The sequence below is a fragment of the Nonomuraea antimicrobica genome (assembly GCF_039536965.1).
GTDB classification, from domain to species: domain Bacteria; phylum Actinomycetota; class Actinomycetes; order Streptosporangiales; family Streptosporangiaceae; genus Nonomuraea; species Nonomuraea antimicrobica.
In genome coordinates this window covers 1-18450 of record NZ_BAAAZP010000005.1, presented here as the reverse complement: position 1 = coordinate 18450, position 18450 = coordinate 1, and the positions used below count along the sequence as shown (strand labels likewise).

Sequence of the window (18450 nt, the reverse complement as noted above, 5' to 3'; positions counted from 1 at the left end):
CGCCACCGCGACCGCCCCGGCCGCCGCCTCCGGGTGCGTGTGCGTCGCGCCGGACGGCAGCCCGGCCAGCGCCGCCGCCAGCGGCACGTCCCCGGCGAACCACGCCCCGAGCGGCGCCACCCGCATGGCCGCGCCGTTGCCCCACGACCCCTTGCCGTCGAACAACTCGGCCGCCAGCGCCCGCCAGTCGCCGCCCTGCCGGACGAGGCGCAGCATCCGGCCGGTCGCCGGGCCGTAGCCGCGGTCGAAGTCGTGGTGGTCGGCGAACGCGCGGGCGAGCAGGTCCTGGTCGACCCGGCCGCGCCCGGCCAGGACCTGGTGGACGGAGCAGGCCATCTCGGTGTCGTCGGTCCACTGCCACGGCCCCGGCGGCAGCGTACGCTCGCGCAGCGCCTGCCCGTTGGCCGGGACGAAGAACTGGGAGCCGAGCGCGTCACCCACGAGCAGGCCGTGAAGAGAGGCGGTGGCACGAGCCAGGGAGTCGGCTGACATCACCGACCATTGTGGCATCCGGCGATGAGCCCCTGAGCCGATGAGCGACATCCGGGCCGGGCCGGTCGGCTTCGGCACTCCGGGGTGCGGGAACCGGGGTCAGGAGTCGAGGCTGAGGGTCAGCCGCCGGGCCAGGCCCGTGTTGCGGCGGTGCCCCAGCCGGTGGACGGCCAGCTCCAGCGCCTCCCGCTGCCCCACCAGCACCACCCACGCCTTGGCCCGCGTCACCAGCGTGTACAGCAGCTTGCGCCGCAACATGATCCCCCCGGACTCCGCCACGATCGGCGCCACCACGAACGGGTATTCGCTGCCCTGCGACCGGTGGACGCTGATGGCGTACGCGTGGGTGAGGTCGTCGAGCTCGTCGAACCCGTAGCGGACGGTCTCGCCGTCGTCGGTGCGGATCTCGACCGTACGCTCCTCCCGCACCACCGCCGTCACCGTGCCCGTCTCCCCGTTGAAGACGCCCTTGTCGTAGTTGTTGCGGATCGGCATCACCCGGTCGCCCACCCGGAACACGGTGGCCCCCGACCAGTGCTCGGGCTTGTCGTCGGCGGCAGGGTTGAGCTGGTCCTGGATCAGCCGCCCGAGCGCGGTGGCGCCGGTGTCGCCCTTGCGCATCGGGCACAGCACCTGCACCTCGCCCGGCTCGACGCCCTGCTTGCGCGGGATCGCCACCATCGCCAGGTGCGCCACCCGCCGGGCCACCTGCTCGGGGTCGTCGAGCTCCTCGAACCAGAAGCCGCCCCCGCCCGGCGTGCCCGGCAGCCGGCCGGCGCGGATGCGGTGGGCGGCGTCGATGATGCCGCTGCCGTCGGCCTGCCGGAACACGTGCGTGAGCTGGACGCGCGGGATCGCCTCGGCCCGCAGCAGGTCGGCCAGGACGTCGCCGGAGCCGATGCTGGGGAGCTGGTCGCCGTCGCCGATGAGCAGCAGGTGGCAGCCGGGCCGGACGGCGGCGGTGAGCCGGGTGGCCAGGTGCAGGTCGAGCATGGACGCCTCGTCGACCACGATCAGGTCGGCCTGCGAAGGCCGCTCGTCGAACAGCGTCTCGGGGTCGGGATCGGGCTGCTGGGCCAGCATGCGGTGCACGGTCATCGCGGGCAGCCCGGTCAGCTCGGACAGCCGCTTGGCCGCCTTGCCGGTGGGGGCGGTGAGCGCCACCGTGCCGCCCCCGGCCCGCACCGCCGTGGCGATGGCCTTGACCGTGTGGCTCTTGCCGCACCCCGGCCCGCCCGTGATGATCGAGACGGTGCTGGTCAGCGCCATCGTCATCGCGGCGCGCTGGTCGTCGTGCAGCTCGGGGTCCTCGCGGAACGAGCGCAGCGGCAGCGTCGAGCGGGCCCGCACCAGCGCCGTGAGCTGGGCGGTGAGCGCCACCTCGCGGCTGTGCACGTGCTTGAGGTAGGCCACCGCCTGCCCAGGCCGGTCGGGCGCCGCCTCCACCACCAGCCGCCGCTCGGCCGCCAGCGCGTCGATCATCGGCCGGACGAGGTCGGGGTCCTGCTCGATCAGCTCGGCCGCCTCCCTGACCAGCGTGGGCACCGGCACGAAGCAGTGGCCGTCGCGGTTGCCGGCCGCCTCCAGCCGGTCGAGCAGCGCCGCCTGGACCCGTTGCGGGCTGCGCTCGGGCACCCCCGCTTGAAGGGCGATGCGGTCGGCGATGCGGAAGGCGATGCCCCTGACCCGCCCGATCAGCCGGTAGGGGTCGGTGGCCAGCACCTCGTCGGCGTCGTGGCCGAACACCTGGTAGATCTTGGCGGCCAGCAGCGGGCTGACCCCGAGCCCCTGCAGCGTCACCATGAGCGCGGCGATGGCCTTCTGCTCCTGCCACGCCTGGACGATCTGGCCCTGCCGCTGCGGCCCGATGTTGACGACCTCGGTGAGCCGCGCGGGCTCGGTGTCGATGACCTTGAGCGTGGCCTCGCCGAAGTGGTCGACGATCGCGTACGCCAGCCGCGGCCCGATGCCCCTGATCAGCCCCGACCCCAGGTAGACGCGGATGGCCCGGACGGACGACGGCGTCACCCGCTCGCAGGCGCTGACCGCGAAGCGCCGGCCGTGACGGGCGTGCCTGCCCCACTCGCCCAGCAGCCGCAGCGTCTCGCCCGGCTGCACCCCGGCCAGCGCCCGCCCGGTGGCGACGAACTCGGGCTCGCCGTCGGCGCTCATGCGCGCGACGGTGTATTCGTCGTCACGGACGTAGACGAGCTGCTCGACGGACGCCTCCACACGGGAGATCCAACCATCCGCGACCGACAAACGCCTCACCCAGGGCGTCTCACCCGGCAACGAGCCGTCCGATCACACGCCGTCCTGTCACACGTCCTCGGCCAGCATGCGCAGGCATTCGCGGGCGAGCTGGAGCTCCTCGCGTACCTGGACCACCAGGACGGGCACGGCCGCGTCAGAGGCGCTGACCGGGCCGTCGTCGTGCCGGTTGCCCAGCACCGGCGGGCGCACGCCGAGCAGCCCGAGCCGCCCGCAGACCGCCTCGCGCACCTCGGGCTGGTCCCAGCCGATCTCCCCCGTGAACACCAGCGCGTCGAGTCGCCGCAACGAGGTGGCCGCGGCGGCGATCTCCCTGCTCACCCGGTGGGCGAACACGCGCAGCGCCAGCCCGGCGGCCTCGTCGCCGTCCCGCTCGGCCGCCACCAGCTCCCGCGTGTCCGCGGAGCGGCCTCCTGACAGCCCCAGCAGGCCCGAACGGCTCTCCAGCCCTTCGGCCAGCTCCGCCACCGACAGGTGCCCCTGCCTCAGCAGCCACACCAGCATCCCCGGGTCCACGCTGCCGGAACGCCTGCACATGGGCAGCCCGTCCAGCGGCGTGAAGCCCATGGAGGTGTCCAAGCTGCGCCCGCCCGACACGGCGCACACCGAGCAGCCGCCGCCCAGGTGGACGAGCACGAGGTCGAGTTCGGCCAGGGGCCGTCCGAGCAGGTCGGCCACCCGGTCGGCGGCCCACGCGTACGACAGGCCGTGGAAGCCGTAGCGGCGCAGGCCGTGCCGTTCGCGCCACTCGGAGGGCAGGGCGTACGTGGCGGCCTCGTCGGGCAGCCCGGCGTGGAAGGCCGTGTCGGGGCAGAGCACGTGCGGCACAGCGGGCAACTGCTCGCGGGCCGCGTCCAGCAGCGCCAGGGCGGGCGGCATGTGCAGCGGGGCCAGGCTGGTCAGGCCGCGCAGCGCCGCCGCCGTCTCGTCGTCGGCGACCGTGGGCGCGCGTACCACGTCGCCGCCGTGCACGAGCCGGTGCGCCACCGCCCTGATGTCGCGGTCGAAGTGCCCGCCGAGGAACCTGTCCAGCTCCTCCCCGGCCGCCGCGGGGTCGACGGCCCGCTCGGACCGGGCGCTGTCCAGCAGGCTGCCCCCCTGTACGAGGTCGAGCCGCAGACTCGACGATCCGGCGTTGACGGTGAGGATCGCCGCCTGCTCCGCGGTCTGCTCGTCCATGGCCCGGCCCATGCCCGCCCGGCTACCCCCCACCGTTCCGCCAAAACGGACGCCAAGGGACGAACGGCTGATCCGGCTTTACCGCCCTCAGGGGTTGTCTCTTCTGCGGCTCGGGTAGTCGTGCGCCATGGAAATCACCCTGCAGGTGAACGGCGTGCCCCGCACGGTGGACGTGGACCCGCGGATGTCGCTGCTCGACCTGCTGCGCGAACGCCTCGGGCTCATCGGCGCCAAGAAGGGCTGCGACCACGGCCAGTGCGGCGCCTGCACGGTCCTGATCGACGGGCGGCGGGCCGTCTCGTGCCTGGCGCTGGCGGTGGCGGTGGACGGCTCGCAGGTCACCACCGTCGAAGGGCTCGCCGACGGCGAGAACCTGCACCCGTTGCAGGCCGCGTTCATCGAGCGCGACGCGTTCCAGTGCGGGTACTGCACGCCGGGGCAGCTCTGCTCGGCGGCCGGGATGCTGGGCGAGCCGGGCCCGAGCGCCGTCACCGGCGACCTCCTCGCCGACCCCGAGCTGACGCCCGAGGAGATCAGGGAGCGGATGAGCGGCAACCTGTGCCGATGCGGCGCGTACGTCAACATCGTCAGCGCGATCGCCGAGGTGGCCCGGTGAAACCCTTCGAGTACGCCCGCGCCGCCACCCCCGCGCAGGCCGTGCGCGGCTTCGCCCCCGGCACCATGTACCTGGGCGGTGGCACCAACCTGGTGGACCTCATGCGGCTGGGCGTGGCCGAGCCGGAACGCCTGCTCGACGTCAGCCGCCTGCCCCTCGACGCCATCGAGCCCGTGGGCGACCGGGTGCGCGTCGGCGCCGCCGTGCGCAACAGCGACCTGGCCGCCGACCCGCTCATCCGCGCCCGCTACCCCATGCTGGCCCGCGCGGTGCTGGCCGGCGCCTCCGGCCAGGTCCGCAACGTCGCGACCGTCGCGGGCAACCTGCTGCAGCGCACCCGCTGCGCGTACTTCCAGGACGTCACCCGGCCCTGCAACAAGCGCCGCCCCGGCTCCGGCTGCCCCGCGATCGCCGGGGACCACGCCGGTCTGGCCGTGCTCGGCGCGTCCGGCGCCTGCGTGGCCACCCACCCGTCCGACATGGCCGTCGCCCTGGCCGCGCTGGACGCGCAGGTGCACGTCACCGGCCCCGGCGGCGACCGCATCATCCCCATGCCAGGACTGCACCGCCTGCCCGGCGACGAGCCCGAGCGTGACACCGTGCTGGAGCCCGGCGACCTCATCACCGCCGTGGAGCTGCCGCCACCCCCCGAGGGCGCCTCGGCCTACAGGAAGGTGCGCGAGCGGGCGTCGTTCGCGTTCGCGCTGGTGTCCATCGCGGCCGTGCTCGACGTACGCGACGGCGCGGTCGCGGGCTGCCGCATCGCGCTCGGCGGCGTGGCCCACGTGCCCTGGCGGGCCGAACGGGCCGAGCGGGCGCTGGCCGGCGGCCCGGCCACCGGGGAGGCGTACCTGCAGGCCGCCGAGACCGAGCTGGAGCAGGCCGGCCCGCTGCCGCGCAACGCCTTCAAGGTGCCGCTGGCCCGCAACCTGATCGTCGCCACGCTGGAGGAGCTCACGCCGTGAACCGCATCGAGGCCCGCGTCAAGGTCACGGGACTGGCCACGTACGCCGCCGAATACCCGGTCGAGGGCGTCACGTACGCCTGCGCGGTGCAGTCGCGCATCGCCAAGGGCCGCATCAAGCGCGTGGACGGCGGCCAGGCGCTGGAGATGCCCGGCGTGCTGGCCGTGCTGTCCAGCGAGGACCCGCCCCGCCTGGCCGAGGACGCCGATCCCGAGCTGGCGCTGTTCCAGAGCCGCGAGGTCGCCTACCGGGGCCAGCTCATCGCGGCCGTCGTCGCCGACACCTACGAGAACGCCCACGCCGCCGCCGCGGCCGTGCGCGTCGACTACGACCCCGACGACCACGACGTCCGCCTGAGCGCCGACCACCCCGGCCTCTACCGGCCGGAGGTCGTCAACCCCGGCCTGCCCACCGACACCGGGCACGGCGACGTCGAGGCCGGTCTGGAGGCCGCCGCGGCCACCGTGGACGTCACGTACGAGACGCCCGTCCTGCACAACAACCCGATGGAGCCGCACGCGGCGCTGGCCTTCTGGGACGACGAGGGCCGCCTGATGGTGTACGACACCGCGCAGGGCGCCACGGCCAGCCGCGACCTCATCGCCGCGACCCTGGGCCTGCCGCCCGAGCGGGTACGCGTGGTCTCCAGGCACGTGGGCGGCGGGTTCGGCTCGAAGGGCACCACCAGGCCGCAGGCCGTGCTGGCCGCGCTAGCCGCCAGGGCCGTGGGCCGCCCGGTCAAGATCGTGCTGACCCGGCAGCAGATGTTCGACGTGACCGGCTACCGCACGCCCACGATCCAGCGGCTGCGGCTCGGCGCCGACCCCGAGGGGCGGCTGACGGCGCTGGAGCACGTCGCGTACGAGCAGAGCTCCACCCTGGTCGAGTTCGCCGAGCAGACCGCCGTGGTGGCCCGCGTCATGTACGCCACGCCCGCGCTGCGCACCGCGCACCGGCTCGTCCGGCTGGACGTGGCCACCCCGTCCTGGATGCGCGCCCCCGGGGAGTGCCCCGGCATGTACGCGCTGGAGTCGGCCATGGACGAGCTGGCCTACGCCGCCGGCCTGGACCCGGTCGAGCTGCGGGTCCGCAACGACGCCGAGACCGAGCCGGACAGCGGGCTGCCGTTCAGCTCGCGCAACCTGGTGGCCTGCCTGCGCGAGGGCGCCCGCCGCTTCGGCTGGGAGCACCGCGACCCGGCGCCGGGGATCAGGCGCGAGGGGGAGTGGCTGGTCGGCACCGGCGTGGCCGCCTCGACGTACCCGGCCAGGCGGCTGCCCTGCAAGGCCGTGGCCACGGTGCGCGACGGCGACTTCCTCGTCCGGCTGGCCGCCGCCGACATCGGCACCGGCGCGCGTACGGCGCTGGCCAGGATCGCGGCGAGCACGCTCGGCGTCGCCCCAGAGCGGATCCATCTGGAGCTGGGCGACAGCGACCTGCCGGACGCGCCGCTCGCCGGGGGCTCGATGGGCATGGCCTCGTGGGGGACGGCGGTCGTACGCGCCTGCGAGGAGCTGCGCCGCGACGGCAAGGAGGGCCGCGCCGACACCACCGAGGAGATTCGGTCGGACGCCCCGCTCGCCCGGCACGCGTTCGGCGCCCAGTTCGCCGAGGTCCGGGTCAGCGCCGTGACCGGTGAGGTGCGCCTGGCGCGGCTGCTGGGCGTGTTCGCGGCCGGGCACATCGTGGACGCCACGCTGGCCAGGTCGCAGTTCATCGGCGGCATGACGATGGGCGTGGGCATGGCGCTGATGGAGGAGACGCTCACCGACGCGGAGTTCGGCGGCTTCCTCCACCGCGACCTGGCGCAGTACCACGTGCCCGCGTGCGCCGACGTGCCCGACGTGGAGGCGGTCTGGCTGGAGGAACGCGATGGCGCGCTCAACCCGATGGGCAGCAAGGGCATCGGCGAGATCGGCATCGTGGGCACGGCCGCCGCGATCGGCAACGCCGTCTACCACGCCACCGGCCACCGGGTGCGCCAACTGCCCATCACTCCGGCGAAGATCCTCGTGCCGAGGTTTTAGCGCCGCCCGGCTTGGAAGAGGAAGCCTCTCGTATTCGGGGTGGGAGGCGGTGTGAGGCACGAGTCGCGATGGGAGCGCGCGGACCGCAACTTCGTCGAGCTGCTCCAGGGCGCGCGGGTGGCGGTCACCGGCGTGCAGGTGCTGTTCGCGTTCCTGCTCACCGTGCCGTTCTCGCCTGGGTTCGCCCGGTTGGGCGAGGTCAACCGGTGGTTGTACTACGCGGCGCTGGTCAGCGCCGCGATCGCGTCCGTCTGCTACATCGCGCCGACCGCGCAGCACCGGGTGCTCTTCCACCAGGGCCGCAAGGAGACCCTGGTACGCCGCTCCAGGATCTACGGCATCCTCGGCGCGCTCGCCCTGGCGGTGTCGATGACCACGTCCACCATGTTCGTGGTCGGCTACCTGTTCAACCCGACGCTGGCCTGGATCACCGCCGGCCTGGTGGCCGCGCTGGCGCTGTGGACCTGGTTCGGGCAGCCGAGCCTGGACCGGGCGGGTCACTCGTCGGACGGCGGCCCGGTGTCGTCGTCGGACGACTGACGCGGGTACGCCGCCCGCGCCACCATGTACGCCGCGACCGACACGGTGACCACCTGGGAGAGGCCCACCAGCAGCAGCGGCCCGGCGTCCGACCAGGTGGGCCGGTGCAGCCACATGGCCAGCAGCACCAGCAGCACGCCGAGCACCTGCGGCTTCGTACCGGCGTGCATGCGCTCCAGCGTGGTGCGGAAGCGCACCAGCCCCACCCCCGCCGACAGCGCCAGCACCGCGCCGGTCAGCAGGCAGGCCCCGGCCGCCACGTCCAGAGCCCTCATCGCGGCCCCTCCTCCGCCCGGCTCTCCGCCCGGCCCGGGTCTCCCGCCTGACCCGAGTCTCCCGTCCGGCCCGGGTTTCCCGTCCGATCGGCGAAGAACCGGGCCAGCGACACCGACCCGACGAACCCCAGCAACGACAGGACCAGCAGGATCGGCAGGTCGGAGTAGTCGTTCCTGATCACGGCGAACGCCCCGACACCGCACATCGACAGCGACGTGAACACGTCCAGCGCCACCGCCCGGTCCAGCATCGACGGCCCGCGCGCCACCCGGTAGAGCGAGGCCGCCGCGCCGATGCCCAGCAGGGCCAGCGTCAGCAGGTACACCGTCGTCATCCCAGCTCCTCCCGGTCCCCGCGGGTGCCGAACGCGGCCACGATCCGCGACTCCAGCCCCGCCACGTCGGCGCGTACGGCGTCCGCGATCTCCCCGGGGCGGCCCAGCACGTGCAGCAGCAGCTCTCCTGGATACCGCTCGACGACCAGGCTGCCCGGCACCGTGGTCAGCGCGATCATGATCATCACGGTCATCGACTCGGACGACGTGCGCAGCGGCACCCGGACGAGCCGCACCGGCGGCGGTCCCGGATGCGCCACCCAGAAGACCACCCGGACGGTCGAGGTCACCATGTCCCAGCCGAACCAGAGCAGGAACCGCACGAGCGGCACCGGGCGCACCCGGATGCCCGGGTCGAGCACCGGCAGCGGCAACGCCCACGTCACCACCAGGCCCGTCACCAGCCCGCCCAGCACGTTGCCCGCCGACAGGTCGCCCCACAGCGTCACCCACACCAGCGCCAGCCAGGCCACCAGCGGCAGCGGCACCCGCCGCCCGAACAGGCGCGGCGCCAGCACGTCCCGCCTCACGGGCGCCTCACCGCCCCGCCCGGCCACCCGTGCCCGCCGGCCGCGCCGCGCCTCATGACGGCCTCCCGAGCACGGCCGTGACGTACGGCTCGCGCGCCATCAGCTCGGCGGCCGCCCGGTGCGCCAGCGCCGACAGCGGCCCCGCCAGCACCGTGAACGCCAGCCCCAGCACGACCAGGGCCGACACCGCCACCGTCAGGCCCGCCGGCTGCCTGGTCGTGGTCACCGTCGGGTCCTCGCCGGTGTACTCCTCGCTCTCCACGACCTGGCCGGGACGCTCGGAGCGCGGGCCGCGCCAGAACGCCTTGCCCCACGTCTTGGCGACCGCGTACAGCGTGAGCAGGCTCGTCACCAGCCCCGCCGCCACCAGCGTCACCGGCAGCCACCCCCCTCGGGCGAACCCGGCCTGCACCAGCATCAGCTTGCCGAGGAACCCCGACATGGGCGGGATGCCCGACAGGTTCATGGCCGGGACGAAGAACAGCACGGCGATCAGCGGCGACGCCGTCATCAGCCCGCCCAGCCGGGTCACCGACGTGGTGCCGGTACGCCGCTCGACCAGCCCCGTCACCAGGAACAGGCTCGTCTGCACGGTGATGTGGTGCACCACGTAGAAGATCGCCCCCGCCAGGCCCGCCACCGTGGACAGCGCCACCCCGAACACCATGTACCCGATGTGGCTGACCAGCGTGAAGGAGAGCATCCGTTTCATGTCGGTCTGCGCCACCGCGCCCAGCACCCCGGTCAGCAGGGTGGCCAGCGCCACCCACATCAGCAGCGTCGAGACCGGCCCGCCGGGGAACAGCAGCGCCTCCAGGCGGATGATCGAGTAGACGCCCACCTTCGTGAGCAGCCCGGCGAACACGGCCGTGGCCGGGGCGGGCGCGGTGGGGTACGAGTCCGGCAGCCACGCCGACACCGGGAAGATCGCCGCCTTGATCGCGAAGGCCAGCAGCAGCGTCAGCTCCACCAGCGTCCGCACCTGCGCGGGCAGGGTGGAGAAGCGCTCGGCGAGCTGGGCCATCGACAGCGTCCCCGTGGCGCCGTAGGTGACGGCCAGCGCGATCAGGAACAACATCGACGACGCCAGCGCCATCACCGTGTACGTCGCCCCCGCCCGGATCCGCGACTCGGTGCCGCCGAACGTGAGCAGCACGTACGAGCCGCTCAGCAGCAGCTCGAACGCCACGAACAGGTTGAACAGGTCACCCGACAGGAACGCGTCGGCCACCCCCGCCACCATCACCAGGAACGCCGGATGGAAGATCGCCATCGGCGCGTCGTGCTCCTGCTCGTCGTACGCGCTCGTCACCGAGTACGCCATCACGCAGAACGTCACCGCCGACGACACCACCAGCACCAGCGTCGAGAGCCGGTCGGCCACCAGGCAGATGCCGACCGGCGCCCCCCAGCCGCCCAGCTCGGTCACCAGCGGCCCGCGTGTGTCGGCCGCGACCAGCAGCACCACCGAGACGGCCAGCGACAGGCCCAGCGTGCCCAGGCTGATGAACGACTGCAGCCGGCGCAGCCGCGCGCCGATCGCCAGCTTCACCCCGGCCGCCAGCAGCGGCAGCAGCACGGGCACGCAGACGAGGCTCTCCAGCAGGATCGGGCCGTCCATGGCGTCAGTCCTCGCCCTCCAGCTCGGGGTCCTGGGCCAGGGCCTGGCGCTCCCGCTCCTCCCTGATCGCCGCCCGCAACTGCCTGCGCGAGTCGCGCTGGCGGGCCCTGAGCTTCCTGCGCAGCGCCTTCTCCCTGGCCGCCTGCTCCTTGCGGCCCCGCTCGTACTCCTCGCGCAACTGCTCGATGCGTTCGAGGTTGCTCAGGCCGCCCAGGTCGTCGCGCAGGCCCACGTCCTCGAAGCGGCGCTGCAGCTCCTCCTCCGTCACGCCCCGCTGCCGGTGCCCGCGCATCCACTGCTCCAGCTCGGTGTGCACGCGGGCGATGCGCCGCTCCAGGTCGGCCTCCTCCAGCCGCTCCCGTTCGGCCTGCTCGGCCTGGAGGTTCGCCAGCTCGGCCCGCTGCTCGACGACCAGCCGCCGGTAGGCGTCGCGCCGGGCGCGTACGGCGTCGCCCAGCTCGCCGCGCCGGGCGCGCAGCCGTACGCGGCGGTCCTCGGTGTCGTCCTGGACCTCGTCGCTGCCGGTGAGCTGCCACGAGCGGTGCACCAGGGCCAGCAGGAACGCGGTCACCCCCAGGGTGATCACGATGGCGGTGAGCACCATCGCCTGCGGCAGCGGGTCGGCCATGCCGCGGTCGCCCACGAAGGGCGGGCCGCCCGCGTCGCCGCCGGAGGTGACGATCAGCAGGTTCACGCCGTTGCCGAGGACGATGACGCCGGCCAGCACCCGTACCAGGCTCCGCTCCAGCAGCAGCGTCACGCCCACGGTGATCATCACGCAGCAGGCGGCGAACGGCGCCAGGGGGACGCTGTTCACGCCCGACCCTCCGCGCCACTCGCGGCAGCGTCGCCCGGGGTGGTCTCGGCGCCCGGCTCCGTGTCGATCTGGCGGTCCAGTTCGCCGCCCAGGGCGCGCAGCACGTCCTGGACCATGCCGACGACCGACACGTACACGCCGAGGTCGAACAGCAGGCCCGTGGACAGGTGCACGTGCCCCACGACCGGCACGCTCACGTCCGTGGCCAGCATCTCCAGCGCCGCCCGCCCGAACAGCAGCCCGATCAGCGCCGTGCCCGCCGACAACGTCAGCCCGGCCCCCATGAGCACGCCCGCGTGCACCGGCACCGCCGCGGCCAGCTCGTTCCTGCCTCCCGCCAGGAACCGCACCGTGATCGCCAGCCCGGCCACGATGCCGCCCGCGAACCCGCCGCCCACCGCGCTGTGCCCGATGACCATCAGGAACACCGACAGCGTCAGCACCGTGTGGAACGTCAGCCGGGCGGCCACCTCGAACGCCAGCGCCCGCTGCCCGCGCGGCAGCGTGGCCGCCAGCCAGTGCGTGCCCCGCCGTCGCCCCGCCTCGCTCGGCTCGATCCGGTACGCCCTGCGCCGCAGGAACACCAGGCTCGTCACGCCCAGCGTCAGCACGACCAGCACGGCGCTCTCGCCCAGCGTGTCCCAGGCGCGGATGTCGAGGATGATGGCGCTGACGACGTTGCGGGCCCCGGCCTGCTCGGCCGCCCCGCCCATCAGCGCGCCGACCGGCTCGGTGGTCCGCGCGGCCGTCGCCAGCATGCCCGCGCCCGTGGCCACCACGCCCACGGCCAGCCCCAGTCCCAGCCGGAACGGCATCGGCAGCCGCCCCTTGACCGGGTCGACCGGCAGCCGCCGCAGCACCAGCGCGAACACCACCAGGCTCAGCGTCTCGGCGAGGAACTGGGTCAGCGCCAGGTCGGGGGAGCCGTGGGCGAGGAACAGCAGTGCCGTGCAGTAGCCGGTCAGGCCGGCGACCAGGGCCAGGAGGATGGAGGCGCGGGCGTACAGCGCCAGTACGGCCGCCGCCGTCAGCAGCACGGCGATCACCGGCTGCTCGGGCCGCTGCCAGGCCACGACCGGCACGTGGAGGTGGGGGGCGCCCCCGTACGCGAGGGAGAACAGGCCCACCCCGACCGTCGCCACCAGCGTCAGCACCAGGTAGTCGGGCAAGGAGCCGCGCTGGATGAGGCCGGTGACCTGGATGGCGAACCGGTCCAGCCGCCGCACCGCCGACCAGAACACCTGGCCGGAGTCGACCGCGTGCAGCGCGACGCCCGTCTGCGCCACCGGCTCCCTGGCCAGGAACAGCAGCATCCCGGCCGCCAGCGCCGCCGCCGACAGCAGCAGCGGCAGCGAGGGCCCGGCCCAGGCCGCCAGGTGGGCCTGGTGCCCCGGGTCGCGGAACGTGCCCGTGTAGCCGGAGACCGCGCCCGCGTACCAGGGGGCGAACGGCGCGAGCGCCAGGCCAAGCACCGACAGCAGCGCGGCCGGCGCGAACATGGCGGCGGGCGTCCGGCGCACCGGCAGCGCCTGCCTGCCCGGCTTGCCGGCGAAGGCCCCCCACAGGAACCGCAGCGTGTACGCCGCCGTCAGCGCCGCTCCCGCCACCACCCCCGCCAGCGCGAACGGGGAATCCAGCAGCGACTCGAGAGCCGCCTCCTTCCCCGCGAAGCCCGCCAGCGGCGGCAGCCCCGCCATCGACGCCCCCGCGAGCACCGCGACCCCGCACACCCACGGCGCCGCCCGGCCCACACCGCTCAGCTCCCGCAGGTCACGGCTGCCGGCCGCGCGGTCGACGATGCCGACCACCAGGAACAGCGCCGCCTTGAACAGCGCGTGCGCCGCCAGCATGCCCGCCCCCGCCAGCGCCGCCGCCCGCGTGCCCGTCCCGAACAGCACCACGAGCAGGCCGAGCTGGCTGACCGTGCCGTAGGCCAGCAGGCGTTTCAGGTCGTTCTCCCGTAGCGCCCGCCACCCGCCCAGCAGCATCGTCGCCACCCCGAGCGGCACCGCCACCGCCCGCCACCACGCCAGGTCGCCGAACGCCGGGCCGAGCCGGGCCAGCAGGTACACCCCCGCCTTCACCATGGCCGCCGCGTGCAGGTACGCCGACACAGGCGTCGGCGCCGCCATCGCGGCCGGCAGCCACGTGCTGAACGGGAAGATCGCCGACTTCGACAGCGCCCCCGCCAGCACCAGCACCAGGGCGGCCGGGGCCAGACCGGGAGGGTGGGCGACGATCTGCGAGATCCGGTAGCTGCCGGCCGCCTGCCCGAGCAGCACGAACCCGGCCAGCATGGCCAGGCCGCCGAACGTGGTGACCACCAGCGCCTTCATCGCGGCCTGCCGGCTCGTCCGGCTCGCGGGGTCGTACCCGATGAGCAGGTAGGAGAAGACGGTGGTCAGCTCCCAGAACACGTACAGCAGGAGCAGATCGTCGGCCGTCACCAGGCCCAGCATCGAACCGGCGAAGGCCACCATCACGCCGCCGTAGCGGCCGAGCCCGGCCTCGCCCTCGGGGAAGTAGCGGGCGCTGTAGCACAGCACGAGCACGCCGACCCCGGTGACCAGCGACATCATCACCACGGCCAGCGGATCGACGCGGAACGACAGCTCCAGCCCCAGCACCGGCGCCCACGGGGTGCTCTCCCTGCTCGGCAGGCCCCGCACCGCCAGCCAGATCGTGTACGCGAACCCGGCGGCCGGGGGAAGGGCCAGCAGGGCGAAGGAGGCGCGGCCCAGACGGGCCACCAGCCAGGGAGCGCAGGCCGCCGCCACCGCGTGCAGGATCAGCAGCGACTCCATGGGCTCCTCGGGCGGGAATTTCCGGCTACGTCCGCCCAATCTCTCCCGCTACGGTCCGGGCCACCACGCAGGCACGTCCAGGGTTGACCCGAACGACACCAGTCCCACACCGAGGTGTGGGACTGCCCTCCAGAACGGTCACCAGACCGCCGTGCTCACCCGGCCGCCTCAGCGACGGATGATCGCACTCACGCCGTGTTGGACGCCGTGTCGGACATCGCCGGGTCGGACATGTCGGACAGCGCGGCGGTGCTCAGGTCGGCGCACGTTCCGGGGCGCGGCGCCCTGGCCGTGATCAGGTACCGGTCGATCTTGCCGTCGAGGCAGGTGGAGCCCCTGCCGTACCCGGTGTGGCCGTCGGCGTCGTTGGTGAGCAGCACGCCGCCGGGAAGCTGCGCCACCAGCGCCTCGGCCAGCTTGTACGGCGTCGCCGGGTCACGCGTCGTGCCCACGACCACGATCGGCGGCGCGCCCTTGGCCTGCACCTTCTTCGGGTAGCGGGTGCCCTTGACCGGCCAGTTCGGGCACGGGTTCTCCGGGTGGTCGACGCAGTTGATGGCCATGAGCGCCTCGAAGCTGTTGTCGTAGCGCCCGTTGGACCGCCGCCCGTTGCCCTCGTCGGACAGCGCCAGCAGCCTCGTCCCGTCGCCCCTGAACGCGTCGGTCAGCGCCAGCCGCAGGCGGGGCCAGTTGTCGGGCTGGTACATCGCGTACTCCACCGCGCTGCGCACGACGGCCTCGGTGACCTGCCGCCCGTCGTGGTCGTTGCGGAGCGGCGTCTGGTCGGCGCGGTCGTAGAGCGCGTCGAGCCGCTTCGTCGCGGCCTTGACCGTGTGCCCGCCCACCGGGCAGTCGCCGTCGTCGATGCACTGGCGCAGGAACGACTCCGTGGCCATCTGGAAGCCGCGGTCCTGGTCGAGAACGAGCTGGTCGCTGCTCTGCGACGGGTCCTCGGCGCCGTCGAGCACCATCGCGCGCACCCGTGTCGGGAACGTGTCGGCGTAGATCGCCCCGAGGTAGGTGCCGTAGGAGAAGCCCAGGTAGGTCAGGCGCTGCTCGCCGAGGGCGGCGCGCATCACGTCCAGGTCGCGCGCGGTGTCGACCGTGCCCACATGGGCGAGCAGTTTCTCGCCGGATTTCGCCAGGCAGTTTTTTGCGAATACTTTGTCCCAGTCTTCCGCCTGCTTGACCTCCGCGTCGGTGTCGGGAGTCGGATCGATGGCGAAATAGGCGTCGAGATCGAGCGAGCCCATGCAGCGCACGGGGGCGGAGCCGCCGACCCCGCGCGGGTCGAAACTCACCACGTCGAAACGCTCGCGGAGGTCCGCGGTCACGGTGTCCTTGCTCGCCTTCAGCGAATCCACGCCGGACGCGCCTGGGCCGCCGAAATTGAGCACGATCGAGCCGATCTTCTCACCGGTGGCCGGCAGCCGGACCATGCTGATCCCGATCTGGTCGCCGGTCGGCTCTGCGTAGTCGAGCGGGACCGGCAGCGTCGCGCACTCGTAGCCGTCGCCACACCCTGACCAGGACGGACGCTGGTCGTAGAAGTCGTCGAGGCGGTCGCGGACGGCGGACTTCGCGGCGCCGGCCGAGCCGGTCACGGCCACCAGGCCGGCCAGGACAGGCGTAAGGAATCTGATAAGAGATCGCATACTCAGAGGTGGGTCGGTAAACCGTATGCCGCCCTTTATAGACACAGGAAAAGATCGAATGCAAGGAAAGTTATTCCCAGGGCATCGGCAGGGCAGACAGAGCGTCTATCCGGGGAAACACGATACCGGACGGCGAAGGGCGGTCCGGCAGCCCTGATTTCGCGCGGTCCCGGCCTTTTGCCGCCGGGATTTCCTTTCCCGGCGGGGATTCTCGGCGGGTGGCGGCGACGGCCAGTGGTGTGCCGCATCGTGAATCGGCCGTCGTGCGATCGCTCCTGCGCCGTGCTCGCCACGTTGAAGTGGTCGGTCGCCCGCTATGAACGGGCACTTGGTCACTCTGTCAGTCTGGTGGCGACCGGCCGGGAACGAGAAGGGGAGGGCACGTTGCCGACAGGGGTGGCCATGCGCGACGCCCGCGCGCAGCTCTTCGACGCCGCCGAGCGCGTCCTGCTCCGCGACGGGGCCCACGGGCTGACCAGCCGGGCGGTCACCACGGAGGCGGGCTGCGCCAAGGGTGTCCTGCACCGGCACTTCGCCGACTTCGACGCCTTCCTGGCCGACCTCGTACGCGAGCGCATCGCGCGCATCCACGCCCGGCACGCCGCCCTGCGCGCCGCCGCGGGCACCGGCGGCATCACCGCCAATCTCACGGGCGCGCTGACGGAGCTGTTCGGGCCGGTGGCCGTGGCGATCGTGGGCCTGGTCATCTTCCGCGACGAGCTGCGCGCCCGGCTGCGCGAGACCACGCCGCGCGGGGTCCCCCTGCTGGCGGAGGCCGCCGCCATGATCGCCTCCTACCTGGCCGAGGAGCGGGCGTTCGGGCGCATCGCGGCGGACGCCGACGTCGACACGCTCGCGCTCACCCTCATCGGGGCCACGCACCTGCTGTACGCCGGGCAGGACGGCACCTCGCGGGACGCCACGGCGATGGAGCCGGCCGTCGAGAAGGTCGTCGGCACGGTCATGGCTGACGTCGTGCAGCGACGCCTCCTCTGAGCCGCCCGCCCGGCGACCCCATCCCCGCGCCGTTCAGCCGGGTTCGGTCAGCCCGGGTCGGACACGTGGCGGCGGACCTCGTCGGCCAGCCGGTCGAGTGAGCGGTCGAGCAGGTCGCGCACCTCGTCGGCCCGCGCCCCCGACTGCGGCTCGTCCAGCAGGCTGATGTGCACCGTCACCTCGCTGGCCCCGGCCGCCGCGTCCGAGACCTGCAGCCAGCCCGAATAGTCGGGATGCTCCCGGCCACCCCACTCCACCCGGAGCTGCTCCTCCGACGCGCGGAACAACCCCTCGTGCCTCCCAACCCCCGGCACCAGCGACCCGTCCGCCTCCACCGTCCCCGGGCCGGTGTCGTGCACCGACAGACCCTGCGGGAGCCACCGGTCCATGATCTCCACATCGGACGCGACGCCGAACACCACCGAACTCCCCGCCGGCATCCCCCGCGACGCCTCGAACTCCGCCATACCGCCCCCCGGCTTCCAATGCCAGCGCCGTACCCCTGTGATCTGCTCGCAAACAACAGCCGCCCCGTGGGCCTCTCCCGCTACGGTTGCGTCGGTGCCAATCGAGCGGGGGGAGCGGGGCGATGGCGGAGCCGCCACGGGTGCCGCCGGAGATGTTCCGGTTCACCACCACCGAGCGGGCAGACCTGCACACCGCGGTGCTCTACGCGTTCGGCGAGGCCGGTGAGTGGCTGGAGACCGCGCTGACGGTCGAGGAGGTGCGCGAGCGGCTGCGTACCGTGGGATGGTACGCGCCGGTCGGCGAGCACGACCTGTCCGGCACGCTCAGGCAGCTCGTGGGCTGGGGGCTGCTCGACGCGGTCTTCAACCACGCCGGGAGCTTCGCCACGGCCGAGGAGTACGAGCGCAGGAACCTGCAGTATTCGCTCACCAGGCGGGGCGAGGCGGCGTTCGCGGCGGTGCGGCACGCGATGGCCACGCTGGCCTCGTCAGGGGCGCTGCAGACCGCCGTGCTCGACGCCCTCGCCGACCGGCTGGCCGAGCTGGACGGCCTGCTGCGCGACCCGAGCCCCGGGCGCGACCGGCGCGTCTTCGCCTGCCTCCAGGAGCTGGAGTGCCACCTCGACGGGCTGCGGAGCAACACCAGGCGGTTCAACGGCGAGCTGCAACGGCTGCTGCGCCTCGAAGATGCCGACCTGGCGACGTTCCACGAGGTCAAGGCGGCCACGGTGGCCTATCTGCAGGAGTTCGTGACCAATCTGGAGCAGCGGGGCGAGACCATCGCGGCGGCGCTGCGGGCGGTGTCCGGGCACGGGGTGGGCGTGCTGCACGCCCGCGCCCTGCGCGGCGCCGACCTGCCG

General features: G+C 73.5%; 17 protein-coding genes. 6 read left to right on the top strand and 11 right to left on the bottom strand.

Going from position 1 to position 18450, the window contains the following annotated elements:
• The 3 genes from ABD844_RS01655 to ABD844_RS01645 form a co-directional block, all read right to left on the bottom strand.
• Positions 1 to 492: ADP-ribosylglycohydrolase family protein (locus tag ABD844_RS01655; RefSeq protein ID WP_344872154.1), on the bottom strand; the 492-nt coding region annotated here is incomplete at its 3' end.
• Between the two features lie 99 nt (positions 493 to 591).
• On the bottom strand, positions 592 to 2724 hold the full coding sequence (recD2, locus tag ABD844_RS01650) for an SF1B family DNA helicase RecD2 (RefSeq protein WP_344872152.1): 2133 nt from the start codon (positions 2722 to 2724) through the stop codon (positions 592 to 594).
• A gap of 87 nt (positions 2725 to 2811) precedes the next feature.
• Complete coding sequence (locus ABD844_RS01645) at positions 2812 to 3942, bottom strand: acetate/propionate family kinase (RefSeq protein ID WP_344872151.1); 1131 nt, start codon at positions 3940 to 3942, stop codon at positions 2812 to 2814.
• A 127-nt stretch (positions 3943 to 4069) separates the two neighbouring features.
• Between ABD844_RS01645 and ABD844_RS01640 the strand changes: the two genes are divergently transcribed.
• Genes ABD844_RS01640 through ABD844_RS01625 form a run of 4 tightly spaced genes read left to right on the top strand, consistent with a single transcriptional unit; the run spans position 4070 to position 8090 of the window.
• Positions 4070 to 4558 carry a (2Fe-2S)-binding protein gene (locus tag ABD844_RS01640; RefSeq protein ID WP_344872150.1) on the top strand — a complete coding sequence of 163 codons (489 nt, stop codon included), beginning with the start codon at positions 4070 to 4072 and terminating at the stop codon, positions 4556 to 4558.
• Positions 4555 to 5523, top strand: coding sequence for an FAD binding domain-containing protein (locus tag ABD844_RS01635; protein WP_344872148.1), 969 nt, complete (start codon positions 4555 to 4557; stop codon positions 5521 to 5523). Before ABD844_RS01640 ends, ABD844_RS01635 begins: the two co-directional genes overlap by 4 nt.
• Complete coding sequence (locus ABD844_RS01630) at positions 5520 to 7550, top strand: xanthine dehydrogenase family protein molybdopterin-binding subunit (protein WP_344872146.1); 2031 nt, start codon at positions 5520 to 5522, stop codon at positions 7548 to 7550. Before ABD844_RS01635 ends, ABD844_RS01630 begins: the two co-directional genes overlap by 4 nt.
• 51 nt (positions 7551 to 7601) lie before the next feature.
• A complete protein-coding gene (locus ABD844_RS01625) occupies positions 7602 to 8090 on the top strand; it encodes a DUF6328 family protein (protein WP_344872144.1) in 489 nt (162 codons plus the stop codon).
• On the opposite strand, the gene ABD844_RS01620 is transcribed toward ABD844_RS01625, so the two are convergent.
• The 7 genes from ABD844_RS01620 to ABD844_RS01590 form a co-directional block, all read right to left on the bottom strand.
• Positions 8048 to 8365 (bottom strand): cation:proton antiporter, encoded by a 318-nt coding sequence (locus ABD844_RS01620; protein ID WP_344872142.1) that lies wholly within the window; start codon positions 8363 to 8365, stop codon positions 8048 to 8050. The genes ABD844_RS01625 and ABD844_RS01620 overlap by 43 nt on opposite strands.
• On the bottom strand, positions 8362 to 8700 hold the full coding sequence (locus ABD844_RS01615) for an MrpF/PhaF family protein (protein ID WP_344872140.1): 339 nt from the start codon (positions 8698 to 8700) through the stop codon (positions 8362 to 8364). The genes ABD844_RS01620 and ABD844_RS01615 overlap by 4 nt, the downstream gene beginning before the upstream one ends.
• Complete coding sequence (locus tag ABD844_RS01610) at positions 8697 to 9230, bottom strand: Na+/H+ antiporter subunit E (protein WP_344872138.1); 534 nt, start codon at positions 9228 to 9230, stop codon at positions 8697 to 8699. The genes ABD844_RS01615 and ABD844_RS01610 overlap by 4 nt, the downstream gene beginning before the upstream one ends.
• A gap of 52 nt (positions 9231 to 9282) precedes the next feature.
• Positions 9283 to 10851 (bottom strand): Na+/H+ antiporter subunit D, encoded by a 1569-nt coding sequence (locus tag ABD844_RS01605; RefSeq protein ID WP_344872136.1) that lies wholly within the window; start codon positions 10849 to 10851, stop codon positions 9283 to 9285.
• 4 nt (positions 10852 to 10855) lie between these two features.
• A complete protein-coding gene (locus ABD844_RS01600; RefSeq protein WP_344872134.1) occupies positions 10856 to 11668 on the bottom strand; it encodes a Na(+)/H(+) antiporter subunit C in 813 nt (270 codons plus the stop codon).
• On the bottom strand, positions 11665 to 14472 hold the full coding sequence (locus tag ABD844_RS01595; RefSeq protein ID WP_344872132.1) for a Na+/H+ antiporter subunit A: 2808 nt from the start codon (positions 14470 to 14472) through the stop codon (positions 11665 to 11667). The genes ABD844_RS01600 and ABD844_RS01595 overlap by 4 nt, the downstream gene beginning before the upstream one ends.
• Before the next feature lie 188 nt (positions 14473 to 14660).
• Positions 14661 to 16076: an alpha/beta hydrolase gene (locus ABD844_RS01590; RefSeq protein WP_344872130.1), complete on the bottom strand. Its 1416-nt coding sequence runs from the start codon at positions 16074 to 16076 to the stop codon at positions 14661 to 14663.
• Between the two features lie 435 nt (positions 16077 to 16511).
• On the opposite strand from ABD844_RS01590, the gene ABD844_RS01585 reads away from it, so the two are divergent.
• On the top strand, positions 16512 to 17123 hold the full coding sequence (locus ABD844_RS01585) for a TetR/AcrR family transcriptional regulator (RefSeq protein ID WP_344872128.1): 612 nt from the start codon (positions 16512 to 16514) through the stop codon (positions 17121 to 17123).
• A gap of 47 nt (positions 17124 to 17170) precedes the next feature.
• Here the strand turns inward: ABD844_RS01585 and ABD844_RS01580 are convergent, their stop codons facing one another.
• Positions 17171 to 17590 carry an SRPBCC family protein gene (locus ABD844_RS01580; RefSeq protein ID WP_344872127.1) on the bottom strand — a complete coding sequence of 140 codons (420 nt, stop codon included), beginning with the start codon at positions 17588 to 17590 and terminating at the stop codon, positions 17171 to 17173.
• Positions 17591 to 17712: 122 nt separating this feature from the next.
• Between ABD844_RS01580 and ABD844_RS01575 the strand changes: the two genes are divergently transcribed.
• Positions 17713 to 18450, top strand: a 738-nt coding sequence (locus ABD844_RS01575; RefSeq protein ID WP_344872124.1) for a TIGR02677 family protein, incomplete at its 3' end; no start/stop codon positions are given.